The organism is Bradyrhizobium sp. SZCCHNPS1003, assembly GCF_032381555.1.
Lineage (GTDB): Bacteria > Pseudomonadota > Alphaproteobacteria > Rhizobiales > Xanthobacteraceae > Bradyrhizobium.
In genome coordinates this window covers 163,634-176,165 of the sequence record NZ_JAUHIU010000010.1, presented here as the reverse complement: position 1 = coordinate 176,165, position 12,532 = coordinate 163,634, and the positions used below count along the sequence as shown (strand labels likewise).

Annotated in this window: 12 protein-coding genes; 6 read left to right on the top strand and 6 right to left on the bottom strand. The window is 66.4% G+C overall.

Going from position 1 to position 12,532, the window contains the following annotated elements; all coding sequences use genetic code 11:
* The first annotated feature begins 41 nt into the window (after positions 1-41).
* The 4 genes from QX126_RS18380 (at position 42) to QX126_RS18365 (ending at position 3,036) form a co-directional block, all read left to right on the top strand.
* Positions 42-734, top strand: coding sequence for a PilZ domain-containing protein (locus tag QX126_RS18380; protein ID WP_315782766.1), 693 nt, complete (start codon positions 42-44; stop codon positions 732-734).
* Between the two features lie 175 nt (positions 735-909).
* Positions 910-1,065 carry a hypothetical protein gene (locus QX126_RS18375; protein ID WP_315738952.1) on the top strand — a complete coding sequence of 52 codons (156 nt, stop codon included), beginning with the start codon at positions 910-912 and terminating at the stop codon, positions 1,063-1,065.
* Between the two features lie 222 nt (positions 1,066-1,287).
* Positions 1,288-2,217, top strand: a complete 930-nt coding sequence (locus QX126_RS18370) for an aspartyl/asparaginyl beta-hydroxylase domain-containing protein (RefSeq protein ID WP_315782764.1) — start codon at positions 1,288-1,290, stop codon at positions 2,215-2,217.
* Positions 2,218-2,397: 180 nt separating this feature from the next.
* The gene (locus tag QX126_RS18365; protein ID WP_315782762.1) at positions 2,398-3,036 is read left to right on the top strand and encodes a hypothetical protein; all 639 of its coding nucleotides are present in this window, start codon (positions 2,398-2,400) and stop codon (positions 3,034-3,036) included.
* A gap of 1,288 nt (positions 3,037-4,324) precedes the next feature.
* Here QX126_RS18365 and QX126_RS18360 read toward each other — a convergent pair.
* From QX126_RS18360 to galE, 3 genes are all read right to left on the bottom strand, one after another.
* Positions 4,325-5,026: a fumarylacetoacetate hydrolase family protein gene (locus QX126_RS18360; protein WP_315782760.1), complete on the bottom strand. Its 702-nt coding sequence runs from the start codon at positions 5,024-5,026 to the stop codon at positions 4,325-4,327.
* 32 nt (positions 5,027-5,058) lie between these two features.
* Complete coding sequence (locus QX126_RS18355) at positions 5,059-6,864, bottom strand: ABC transporter ATP-binding protein (protein ID WP_315782757.1); 1,806 nt, start codon at positions 6,862-6,864, stop codon at positions 5,059-5,061.
* A gap of 102 nt (positions 6,865-6,966) precedes the next feature.
* Entirely contained in the window at positions 6,967-7,980 is a 1,014-nt protein-coding gene (gene galE, locus QX126_RS18350; RefSeq protein WP_315738944.1) for a UDP-glucose 4-epimerase GalE, read from the bottom strand.
* A gap of 129 nt (positions 7,981-8,109) precedes the next feature.
* Between galE and QX126_RS18345 the strand changes: the two genes are divergently transcribed.
* Positions 8,110-9,156, top strand: a complete 1,047-nt coding sequence (locus tag QX126_RS18345) for a glycosyltransferase family 4 protein (RefSeq protein WP_315782755.1) — start codon at positions 8,110-8,112, stop codon at positions 9,154-9,156.
* Here QX126_RS18345 and QX126_RS18340 read toward each other — a convergent pair.
* From QX126_RS18340 to waaF, 3 genes are all read right to left on the bottom strand, one after another.
* The gene (locus tag QX126_RS18340; RefSeq protein WP_315759124.1) at positions 9,138-9,665 is read right to left on the bottom strand and encodes an HAD family hydrolase; all 528 of its coding nucleotides are present in this window, start codon (positions 9,663-9,665) and stop codon (positions 9,138-9,140) included. The genes QX126_RS18345 and QX126_RS18340 overlap by 19 nt on opposite strands.
* Entirely contained in the window at positions 9,666-10,205 is a 540-nt protein-coding gene (locus tag QX126_RS18335; RefSeq protein ID WP_409998114.1) for a D-sedoheptulose 7-phosphate isomerase, read from the bottom strand.
* Between the two features lie 110 nt (positions 10,206-10,315).
* Entirely contained in the window at positions 10,316-11,380 is a 1,065-nt protein-coding gene (gene waaF / locus QX126_RS18330; protein WP_315782753.1) for a lipopolysaccharide heptosyltransferase II, read from the bottom strand.
* Positions 11,381-11,527: 147 nt separating this feature from the next.
* Here waaF and rfaD point away from each other — a divergent pair, with 147 nt between their 5' ends.
* A complete protein-coding gene (gene rfaD, locus QX126_RS18325) occupies positions 11,528-12,508 on the top strand; it encodes an ADP-glyceromanno-heptose 6-epimerase (protein ID WP_315782751.1) in 981 nt (326 codons plus the stop codon).
* Positions 12,509-12,532 lie beyond the last annotated feature (24 nt).

Sequence of the window (12,532 nt, the reverse complement as noted above, 5' to 3'; positions counted from 1 at the left end):
CGGGCCATCGGGGACATCATGGGTTCGAGGGGAGACGTGCAATGTCGGTTGCTCGATTCCTGAAGCAGCGCGCGGTCAGGATTCAGACGGTCGGGTCCTACACGCTTTCGAACTGGTATTCCCCGGAAGGACGGCTGCGATCCTTCGCCTGCCGCACCACGCGGGTGTCGCCGTTTCGCGCGCTGCTCGAGGTGCCCGTGGTCGGCAAGGTCGGCGATCGTCTGACCTCGTATTTCCGCGACTTCGGCAAGTTCGAAGGCGAGATCAGCGACACCGTGCATGGCGGCTTTCTGCTCGAGCTAGAGATGACGCGCGCCGAGCGCGCCAAGCTCGCCGAGAAGCTGGTCTGGCTGGAGAAGAAGCAGAAGGATCCGTCGATCCGCGACTCCCGCCGCGATGCGCGCTTCGTGCCGAACTCGCCGCATTCGGCGCTGACGCTCGCCGACGGCAGCTGCATCCCGTGCTTCGTGATCGATGCCTCGATGTCGGGCGCCGCGGTCTCGGCGGAGATCCAGCCGGAGATCGGCACGCCGCTGGCGGTGGGCAGTTGCATCGGCCGCGTCATCAGGCATTTCCCCAGTGGCTTCGCCGTCCGCTTCGTCGACCAGTTGCCAGGCGCCAACGAGCTCGAGCGGCGGGTGATCACGCCGCCGGCGCGCCCGTTGCGGCGGAAGCTCGTGGCCCACGGCGATGACCGCCTGATCGGGGCGCCCGAGGACTTCTTCCTGGTGTGACGGCGGCGCTCCTGCGGCGTTCGACGGCGGCCGCTCCGGCCTGCGCGGTTTCGCGTATGGAGCGAAGGCGGGAATCGCGGCATGGGAACTGGCGGCCGTCCGCACGGTTAACGCGATGTTAATCGGCATCGTGAAAGCTTGCGTTGCCGGGTGCATTGCCAGGAGGACCAGTCCCATGGAGGCCCAGAAGACCGCGGTGGATGCCATCGTCGTCCTCACCGGCTGCGACCGCGACGCGGTGGCCGTCTTCATCCGCCGCATGTATCTCGCCGGCGTCCGGGACCCCAAGCGGCTGACCTTCAAGGGCCTGCAGGAGCTGACGCGGGCTTAGCATGATTGCAGCCGGGGCCGGCGGCTGTTGCAGCCGGGTCACGCCGCAGAACTTTCAACCCCGATTCCCGTTCACAACCCATGTGCGAAGGGATGCGGCCGGCCGCGCTTGCGGCTAAATTGAGGCGCTTGGCCGGCATCAGAGCACCATCTGAATCCTCGCCCAGAAGGCGACACGGTTCTGCGCAACACGCTCTGAGCGGCCGGATCATGGGTACCGGACATGCTCAGACAGCTCTTCGCGCCACAGCTCATCGGCCTCTACATCCTGATCGGGGCCACCCTCTACGTCCACTTCCGCGGCAAGCAGCGGCTGCGCTTCGCCCGCCAGCTCGGCGACCACTCGACCTATCTCGCCCCCTATAACGTGCTGATGTATGCGGGCTCGGCCGTGCCCAACACGCCGGTGATCCCGGTCGAGCGGTTTCCCGAGCTGAAGACGCTCACCGACAATTGGCAGGAGATCCGCGAGGAGGCGGTGCGGCTGTTCGACGAGGGCTTCATCCGCGCCGCCGCCGCCAACAACGACTGGGGCTTCTACTCGTTCTTCAAGAGTGGCTGGAAGCGCTTCTATCTGAAATGGTACGACGACTTCCTGCCGTCGGCGCGTACGCTGTGCCCGAAGACGGTGGAGCTGCTCAATTCGATTCCGAACGTCCACGGCGCGATGTTCGCGATGCTGCCGCCCGGCGGCAAGCTCGGCGCCCACCGCGATCCCTTCGCCGGCTCGCTGCGCTATCACTTAGGGCTCGTCACGCCGAACTCCGACAAGTGCCGTATCCTGGTCGACGGCGTGCCCTGCGTCTGGCGCGACGGCGAGGCCTTCATGTTCGACGAGACCTTCATCCACAGCGCCGAGAACTTAACCGAAATCAACCGCATCATCCTGTTCTGCGACGTCGAGCGCCCGATGAAGCTCGGCTTCATCGCCGCCATCAACCGCTGGGTCAGCCACCACATCGTCAAGGCCTCGGCGACGCAGAACGTCGAGGGCGAGCACGTCGGCGTGCTCAACAAGGTGTTCGGCAAGCTGTATGAGTTTCATCTGGCGACGCGCAAGGTGAAGGCGTGGAACCGGACGGTGTACTACGCCGCGAAGTACACGCTGACGGTGGCGATCGTGGGAGCGATCGTGGTGTCGGCGTTTCGGTGAGGGGGACAGAGTAGGGCGGATTAGCGGAGCGTAATCCGCCGCTTCTTCTCCGCGGAGGGACGGCGGATACGCCTTCGGCTAATCCGCCCTACGCTTGCTTCCGAGTCAGGCTAGACAAACGCCCCCGCCGTTGGGGCGCCCAGGTTTGCTGGCAGGCGGGCCTATCGAGGTGGATGTCTCTTGAAGGACAAACCAGTCACCGCCGACGAGCTATTAAAGCGATTGCATGCCGACCCCGCGTGGCTGGCCGCAGAGCGGGAGCGCGAGCACGTGTTCGCGGAGAAGCGGGCACAGAATGCGCTGGCGGAAGCGCCCTTGGTGGCCGATCTTAGATCGGCCGGCATCCCGGTCTCGTCGGTCTGGGACCTCGTCAACGATCGGCGGCGTTGGCCGCGGTCCTTTCCGATCCTGCTTGCCCATCTGGACCGTCCCTATCCCGATGCGATCCGCGACGGTATTGCCCGCGCGCTTGCCGATCCGGAGCTGCGCTTTGCCTGGCACATCCTCGCCGATTACTACATGAAGGCCGCGCGAGGGAGCCGGACAGAGCAGGGGCTTGCTGTCGCGCTGGCGAACAGCGCCGACGATGAAGTGATGCCGGAGCTGATCGCGTTTGTTCGCGATTCGAGCCTCGGCGATTGCAGGGGCCTCTTGCTCGATGCGCTGACGCGCTCACGTCTGCCGCTCGTCGATGATGCCCTGCAAGAGTTTCTACACGTGCCGACCCTTGGCCAAGGAGGCGACGCGGATACTCAAGGTGAGAACGAGCCGCAGAGCGCGTTAGTAGGCACGGCCGCTGCGGGAAGCCTCTATTCGTAGATTTTGCCGCGATCAGCATCTCTGCTACGGTCTTCCAACTCGGCGAATTCGGCGGGGTGACCCGACGGGCAAATCAATTCGTCTTTACAGAATCGAGTCAAGTCGTTCCGATAAACATAAATCGCTTGGATGCTCCCCCAAATCAGCATTATTGTCGCGCCCGTCCCGTTGCACTGTAGGGGACGGTTCGCGGTCGTCACGGACGTTGGCAGCGGGATGCGGTGGACGCGGGCGGGCGCAGTGCGATGAGCACGGACGAACGCTGGCCTCGCGGACGGTGAAGGCGTGTGGTTCTGATACTCCGATGCTAGTATCGAGCGTCATGCGCGAGAAGCGCATGGCGCGACATGGTGGCCAGAAAGCCCGGTGCACCAGGAAGAGCGCGCTATAGCTTGTTAAAACCATCGCGCGGGGAAGGCCGGGTCTGTCCGGCTGTACCTGTGGTGACTGCCGCCTGCTTTTTTTCTGCAGGCGGGCCACGGGCCTCAGCCGAGGTCCGGCCTTCCTCGCGCCCTCCATTCGGTGAGGGCGGGACTTTCGGGCATAGCTCGGGCGCGGAATGCGTCGCGAGAGGGTGGGTGCTCGTCTCAGCCTGAACGCTGTTTGAGATTGTGGATCAGATGATGTCGCAAAGCAGGTCTCACCCTCCCCTGAAGGGGGAGGGGCGCTCGCGCGCGAAGCGGGCGAGCGGGGTGGGGTGATCTCTCAGCGGGCGCCGGTGGTCGTGGAGAGATCACCCCACCCCGCCTCACGTGTCGCTTCGCTCCTCGTGAGGCGACCCTCCCCCTCCAGGGGAGGGTGACCCCGGGGCTTGGCTGCGATCGGGCGCGGTGATCAAGCGCGGGCGGAGCAGGGGGTGTGCGGGCCTTGTCCGTCGGGGACGCGACGTCTCGCCGCGGAGACGGTGAGCTCCCCTCCCCCTTGCGGGGAGGGGTTGGGGGTGGGGGTCTCCGGGCGCTGAACGATATGAGGAGCGCGTCCGATCTTTCCTCTTGGACGGCGCTTCGGGGGCGCGAGGAGGCAGATGGGCCGAGCTACGCGTTGGAGCGCCGATGTGAGAGTTGATGACGTTGCGCGAGTTTGTCTCGGTCGATCGAGAGAGCGGGATTCGTGGACCCCCACCCCCGACCCCTCCCCGCAAGGGGGAGGGGAGTGGACCGTCCGTGGCGCCGGCAGCGTGTCCGCCTTCGGGCAGGATGACCAATTAAAAAAGCCGCGCACGGCGCGGCCTTTTTGAAAGCGATGTCTGCAAGCAAGGGGCAGGCCGCTGCCTTCAGGCAGCCGCCGCTTACGCCGCCGCAGGCCCGATCGAGACCTTCAGCGTGCCGACGCTGTCGACGCCGCATTCGATGGTGTCGCCGGCCACCACGGCGGCGACGCCCGCGGGCGTGCCGGTCATGATGATGTCGCCGGCGGCGAGCTCGACCTGCTGGGACAGCTTCCAGATGATCTCGGGCACGTTCCAGATCAGCTCGGAGAGGTCGCCCTTCTGACGCTCGGTGCCGTTGACCGACAGCCAGATCTTTCCCGTCGCCGGATGGCCGATCTTGGACGCGGGCACCACCGCGGAGCAGGGCGCGGAATGGTCGAACGATTTGCCGACCTCCCAGGGGCGCTGCATCTTGCGGGAGGCGAGCTGCAGGTCGCGGCGGGTGAGGTCGATGCCGACGGCGTAGCCGTAGACGTGCTCGAGCGCCTTGTCGGTGGGGATGTTGAGGCCGCCGCTCTTCAGCGCGACCACCAGCTCGACCTCGTGATGCATGTCCTTGGTCAACGGCGGGTAGGGGATCACGGCGCCGTCCGGCTCCAGCATGTCGGCATGCTTGGCGAAGAAGAACGGCGGATCGCGCTCGTCATTGCCCATCTCGCGGATGTGCTCGAGATAGTTGCGGCCGACGCACCAGATGCGGCGAACGGGAAAGACGCCGGCTTCGCCCACCACGGGCAGCGACGGTTGCGGCAGGGCCGGGATGACGGTGGAGGCGCTCATGAAACGATCTCGGGTGCGGTGAAATGGGCGGGTCAGGAGGTGGCGGTCATGGGGATCACATTCGGCCCCATGTCGCGCTGTTGCAGGCGGAAGAACGAAGCATAGCGGCCGCCACGGCGCAACAGATCGTCATGCCGGCCGCGCTCGACGATCTCGCCGGCCTCGACTACCAGGATGGCGTCGGCGTTCATGATGGTGTGCAGGCGATGCGCGATGACGATGGTGGTGCGGTTCTGGCAGAGATGCTCGATGGCCTCCTGCACCTGCCGCTCCGACTCGGAGTCCAGCGCCGCGGTAGCCTCGTCGAGCAGGATGATCGGCGCGTTGCGGATCAGCGCGCGGGCGACCGCGATGCGCTGGCGCTGGCCTCCGGAGAGCTGGGTGCCGTGCTCGCCGACCGGCGTGTCGTAGCCGAGCGGGAAGCTCATGATGAAGTCGTGCGCGCAGGCGGCCTTCGCTGCCTCGATGATCTCGGCCTCGGTCGCGCCCGGCTTGCCGAAGGCGATGTTGGCGCGGATCGAGTCGCGGAACAGGTAGACGTCCTGGCCGACATAGGCGGTCTGCTCGCGCAGGGAGCGGCGCGACACGTTCGAGATCGACTGGCCGTCGATCAGGATGTCGCCCGAGGTCGCCTCGTAGAAGCGCAACAGCAGCGCCAGCACCGTCGACTTGCCGCCGCCGGACGGGCCGACCAGCGCGGTGACCTTGCCGGGCTCGGCGACGAAACTCATGCGGTTGAGCACCGGCTCGTTGTCGCGATAGGCGAAGCTGACGTCGCGCAGCTCGATCCTGGCCTGCGTCAGCTTCAGCGCCGGCTTGTCGTCGTCAGGCTGCTCGCTGGCGGGGCTGTCGACCACTTCGAGCAGCATGCGCGCGCCGACGAGCTGGCTGTTGAGATCGATGTTGAGCCGCGCCAGCCGCTTGGCCGGCTCGGTCGCCATCAGGAAGGCGGTCATGAAGGAAAAGAACTGGCCGGGTGTGGCGTTGAGCGCGACCACGGCATAGCCGCCATACATCAAACAGCCGGCGACCGCGAAGCCGCCCAGCATCTCCATCAGCGGGTTGGAGCGGTTGGAGACGCGGGCCATCTTGTTGGCGTTGCGCTCGACCACCGCGATGTTCTCGTCGATGCGGGCGCGCATCGCGTCCTCGAGCGTGAACGCTTTCACGGTGCGGATGCCCTGCAGCGATTCCTGCATCGTCTCCAGGATGTCCGCATTGCCGGTGAACTGGCTGTGCGCGAGGCCCTTGATGCGCTTCACCAGCTTGCGCAACACCAGCATGGCCGGCGGCACGACGACCAGGCCGAGCAGCGACATCCAGGGATCCTGCGCGACCATCACGGCGATCATGCTGATCAAGAGCAGCAGGTCGCGGCCGATTGCGTTGATCAGCATGGTCAGGACGTCGGTGATCGACTTGGCACCGGCGGTGAGGCGCGCGAGGAACTCGGACGAGTGACGCTCGGAGAAGAAGCTGATGCTCTCGCTCATCAGCTTGGCGAACAGCTGGCGCTGGTTGTTGGCGAGGATCGCGTTGGAGATTTTCGACAGGATGACGGCGTAGCCGTAGGTCGAGACGCCCTTGACGAACAGCAGCAACACGGTGACGCCGGAGAGCACCGCGATGCCGGGGATGCTCTTGTCGACATAGGCCTTGTTGATGACCTGGCCGAGGATGTAGGCGGCGCCGGCGCTGGCGCCGGCCGAGACCGCCATCAGCGCGAAAGCGGTGAGATAGCGACGCCAGTAGAGGATGCCCTGTTCCATCACGAGGCGGCGGATCAGGATCGCGGCGCCATAGGGATCGTCGGTGATCTTCTTCGGAAATTCGGCCATTCTGGTCCCTGGCCGCCGGGACAAATCGCCGGGCGGACAGCAGTGCTTGCCCGCTCGGGGCGGCTTTTTCAAGCCCCCCGGCGTCCGGCTAAGTCGTTGATTCTAGGCCGAGGCCCGCTGCAGCGTGCCGCTGTGGCGTTCCAGGAACAGTTTCTCCTCCCAGGTCAGGGCGTGGGCGGCGATTGTTTCCAGATCGTCATAGGTCGGGGTCCAGTCGAGCAGCGCCTTCAAACGGCTGGTGTCGGCGACCATGCTCATGATGTCGCCGGGGCGGCGCGGCGCGTATTGGACGGGAATGGCGCGGCCGGAGACGCGCCGGACGGCCTCGATGGTCTCGAGCACGGAATAGCCGCGGCCGTACCCACAATTCAGCGTGACCGAGCCGCCGCCGGTGCGCAGATAGGCCAGCGCGGCGCGGTGCACCTGGACGAGATCGCAGACATGGATGAAATCGCGGATGCAGGTGCCGTCGGGGGTCGGATAGTCGGTGCCGAAGACGTCGATCTTGGCGCGCTGGCCGGTCGCGACCTCCATCGCGATCTTCATCAGATGTGTCGCGCCGACGGTGGCAAGCCCGCTGCGCCCGAACGGATCGGCGCCGGCGACGTTGAAGTAGCGCAGCACCACGTAGTTGAGGTCATAGGCCGAGGCGACGTCGTGCAGGATGATCTCGGCCATCAGCTTCGAGGTGCCGTAGGGCGAGGTCGGACGGGTCGGCGCGCTCTCGGGCACCGGCACCTCGTCCGGATTGCCGTAGACGGCCGCGGTCGAGGAGAACACGAAGCGGCTGACGCCGCGCTTGACCGCCGCATTCAACAGGCTGCGCGTGGTCATCGTGTTGTTGCGGTAGTAGAGCAGCGGATCGCGCACCGATTCCGGCACCACGACCGAGCCCGCCAAATGGATGATGCTGTCGACGCCGTGCTGGCTGATGACGCCATCCACGAGATTTTCATCGCCGGCATCGCCGATGAACAGCGGCACGCCGTCCGGGACGAATGCCGAAAAGCCGGTCGAGAGGTTGTCGATCACCACGACGCTTTCGCCGGCTTCCGCCAGCGCCAGCACCATGTGGCTGCCGATATAGCCGGCGCCGCCGGTCACGAGCACGGTCATTGTTTGACGCGATCCCTGTTTGTTTCCGGCAAACTAACGCCGGCGAAGTGAAGGACCTCTTGCGTGCATAGCGAACTGGCGGCGATGCTTAATGTTGCGTATAGGGAACCGCTGCAATTGGAGTGAGTGGTGCAAGCCGAGCGTGTTTCTGCCGCCGATCTCGACGTGATCGTGCCCAACCTGCACCGGCGCTATTCCGGCGTGACGGCGACCAACCGGATGGTGGCGCCGAAGCTGGCGCAGCGCGTGCGCGCCGCCTGGCTCGGCTCCTACGCGCCGGATGGGATTGCGCGGATCGGTGCGAGCGATCTCTTCAAGCTGTGGGGTCGGCGGCGGCCGCTGATCTGGCACGCGCGCCGCAACAACGAGATGATCGTCGGCGTGATCATGCGCGCGCTCGGCTGGCCGTTCAAGCTGGTGTTCACCTCGGCCGCGCAGCGCCATCACAGCTGGATCACGCGTTGGCTGATCCGCCGCATGGACGCGATCATCGCCACCAGCGACATCTCGGCGTCCTATCTGAAGCGCGACGCGACGGTGGTGACGCATGGCGTCGACACCGAGATCTATACGCCGCCAGCGGATCGCGCCGCGGCCTTCGCCGAGAGCGGACTGCCGGGAAAATATGCCATCGGCTGCTTCGGCCGCGTCCGTGCGCAGAAGGGCAGCGATGTGTTCGTCGCCGCGATGTGCCGGCTGCTGCCGCGTTTTCCGGATTTTTCCGCCGTGCTGGTCGGCGCCGTGACGCCCGAGCAGATGCCGTTCGCGAGCGAGCTGAAGAAGCAGATCGCCGCCGCGGGCCTGGAGCAGCGCATCGTCATCACCGGCGAGCTCGACATCGCCGACGTGCAGCGCTGGTACCAGCGTCTCACGATCTACGCCTTCACCTCGCGCAACGAAGGCTTTGGTCTCACGCTGATCGAGGCGATGGCGGCAGGAGCGGCGCTGGTCGCGGCGCGCGCCGGCGCGGCGGAGATCGTGGTCGAGCATGGGGTCACAGGCGTGCTGGTCCCGCCCGGCGACGTCGATGCGCTGGTCACAGCGCTCGAGCCATTGATGCAGGATCCGGATGCCGCACAGGCGATGGGCGCGCGGGCGCGGCAGCGCGTGGTGGAGAAATTCAGCCTCGAGGCCGAGGCCGACAAGATCGCCGCCGTTTATCGGCGACTGGTCTGAGCGATGATGTCGGCGACGAACGCATCGAGATCGCCGCCGGCGAACAGGAAGCCGGGCAGGCCGGCCGCCTCGGCAGCCGCGATGTCCGAGGTGCGGTCGCCGATCACGAAGCTGCCCTCGCGCCTGATGGGCCAGTGCTGCATCAGGTCGAGGATCATGCCGGGCGCCGGCTTGCGCCAGGGATGCTCGCGCAGATAGCGCTCGACCGAGCCTTCGGTGTGGTAGGGGCAATAGCGGATGTCGTCGATCACAGCCCCCTGCGCCGCGAGCTCCGCCCGCATCCAGTCGTGCAGACCCATGACGTCGTCTTCGCTGAACAGACCGCGGGCAACCCCGGACTGGTTGGTGAACAGGAAGACGTGATAGCCGGAGTCATTGAGGCGCCGGATCGCGTGGGCCACATTCGGCATCCAACGGATGCGCTCGCGCGAGCCGATGTAGTTGTCGTCGTGATTGATGACGCCGTCGCGGTCGAGAAACGCCGCCGGCTTGAGCTGAGCAGTCGTCATCTAGCCCTCGTCCTGCATCAGCGCCGCTTCGATCACCTCGCAGATGCCGTGCGCCGTCGCGAGGTGGATCTGCTGGATCAGCGGCGTGTCGTCGCTCGGCGCCACCAGCATCTCGTCGCACGATTCGCCCATCGCGAGGCCTTTGGCGCCGGTGAAGCCGACCGTGACCAGCCCGCGCTCGCGCGCCTTGCGCAGCGCATTGAGGATGCTCGGCGAGCGGCCGGAGGTCGAGATCGCCAGCAGCACGTCGCCCGGTGTACCGAGCCCTTCGACCTGGCGGGCGAAGACGTGATCGAAGCCGTAGTCGTTGCCGATCGCGGTCAGCGCCGAGGTGTCGGTGGTCAGCGCGATGGCGGCGTAGGCCGGCCGTTCCTGCTTGTAGCGGCCGACGATCTCGGCCGCGATGTGCTGGGCGTCCGCCGCGCTTCCGCCATTGCCGACGATGAGCAGCTTGTGGCCGCCGCGCAGCGCCGCGATGATCCTCGCCGCGATCCGTCGGGCGCTGGCGAGCATCGCGGCATCGTCGGCGGCGCGCTCCATGGCGGCGCGGGAGCGGGCGAGATGGTTGGCGATCGGGTCGGGGGCGCGGGTCACGTGGCGGCTCGGGTTACGTCGGGGCCGGTGTATGGGGCGCGGTGTCGCTTCGCAAGCTAGTGCACGACCGGTATGGCCGCGTCAGCAAGGATCCGCTGGGCGATGGTGGCAACATCGGTTGCCGGAATGTCGCGCATGCAGCGGTGGTCGTTCATCCGGCAGACCGGGCGGTGGCAGGGCTGGCAGGGGACCTGTGTCCTGGTCTGGACCGTCGCCGCAAGACCGTTCAGCGGCGCCCAATGGTAGGGGCTGGTCGGACCGAAGATACCCATGGTCGGCGTCCCCAGCGCCGCGGCGATGTGCATGAGCCCCGAATCATTGGAGATGGCGACGCCGGCCGCGGCCATGGCCAGGATACCGTTGCGCAAGTCGGTTCCAGTCAGGTCGCGGACGGCCGGTCCGCCGGTGGCGACGATCTCGGCGGCGAGCGTTTTCTCGCCGGGGCCGCCGACCACCCAGACGTCGAGGCCGGCATTGCGCAACAGCCGGGCCGCCTCGCCGTAATAGGGCCAGCGCTTGGCGGCACCCACCGACCCCGGTGCCAGCGCCACGGCCGGGCGGTTCCCCAGGTCATTGGCCTCGCGCCAGCGCGCGACGTCCTCCGGCGGCACCCGCAGCTGCGGGACCGGCCATTCCGGCGGCAGCGGCGCCCCGTCGGGCAGCGCCAGCGCGGCATTCTTGTCGATGAAGCGGGGCAGCGCCTTCTCGCCCCAGCGCCAGCGGTTGAGCAGGCCGAAGCGGACCTCGCCGACGAAGCCCACCCGCTCGGGGATGCCGGCCAGCGCCGGTGCCAGCGCCGATTTCCAGGTTCGCGGCATCACCAGGGCGGTCCGATAGCGACGTTCGCGCAACATCGCGGCGAGCTGCCATTGCCGGCCGAGCGCCAGCCGGCTGCGCGGCAGATCCCAGACGATGCCGGAGCGGACCCCGGGCATGTAATCCACCAGCGGCGCGCACAGCGAGGTCACCAGCAGGTCGACCGGCCGGTTCGGCCAGCGCTCCTTGAGCACCCGCACGACGGTGTGGCCGCGCACGAAATCGCCGATCCACATATAGGGAATGATCAGGATCGGGCTGGTGTCCGCCGCGTCCACCTCGACCTTGGTCGAATTCGAATTCATTCTTTGTCTGCCTGGCTTTGGCGCGCTGGTAGCCGCTCGGCCGCCGCAGGTAAAGTGGCCCGAGCGAGCCGACACCAAAGCGCTTACACTTTGCCGTCGCATGCGCTACGCGAGGGCGGGGTTTTCGGGATCAGGACGGGTTGCTGAATGTTGCTGGTGACCGGCGGCGCCGGGTTTATCGGATCGAATCTGGTTGCGGCGTTGAACGACGCGGGACGCACGGATGTCGTCGTCTGCGACACGCTCGGCAGCGAGGGCAAGTGGCGCAACCTCGCCAAGCGGCAGCTGGCGGACGTCGTGCCGCCATCCGATCTGGGCGAATGGCTAAGGGGCCGTCGGCTCGACGCCGTCCTGCACATGGGAGCCATTTCCGCCACGACGGTCACCGACGGCGACCTCGTGATGGAGCAAAATTTCCGGAGTTCGCTGCGCCTGCTCGACTGGTGCACCGAAAGTTCCACGCCGTTCATCTACGCCTCGTCGGCGGCGACCTATGGCGACGGCGCGCAGGGCTTCGTGGATGATCCGTCGCTCGCGGCGCTGAAGACGTTGCGGCCGATGAATCTCTATGGCTGGAGCAAGCATCTGTTCGACATGGCGGTCGCTGCGCGCGCCGAGCGCGGCGAAAGGTTGCCGCCACAATATGCCGGGCTGAAGTTCTTCAACGTGTTCGGTCCCAACGAATACCACAAGGGATCGATGATGAGCGTGCTGACCCGCCGCTTCGACGACATCAAGGCCGGGCACACCCTGCAACTGTTCAAGTCGCACCGTGAAGGCATCGCCGATGGCGACCAGCGCCGCGACTTCATCTACGTCGACGACGTCGTCCGCGTGATGCTGTGGCTGTTGGCCTCTCCCACCGTCTCGGGCCTGTTCAACGTCGGCACGGGACAGGCGCGCAGCTTCAAGGACATGATGCTGGCGGCCTATACCACGCTCGGTGCGACGCCCCGGATCGAGTACATCGACATGCCCGAAGCGATTCGCGGCAGCTACCAGTATTTCACCCAGAGCAAGGTCGACCGGTTGTTGGCCGCCGGCTACAACGGCGGCTTCACGTCGCTCGAGGACGCGGTCGCTGGCTATGTCCGAGACTATCTCGATTCTACCGACCGCTTCCGCTAGACGATCTGGTTCTGACCACTCACC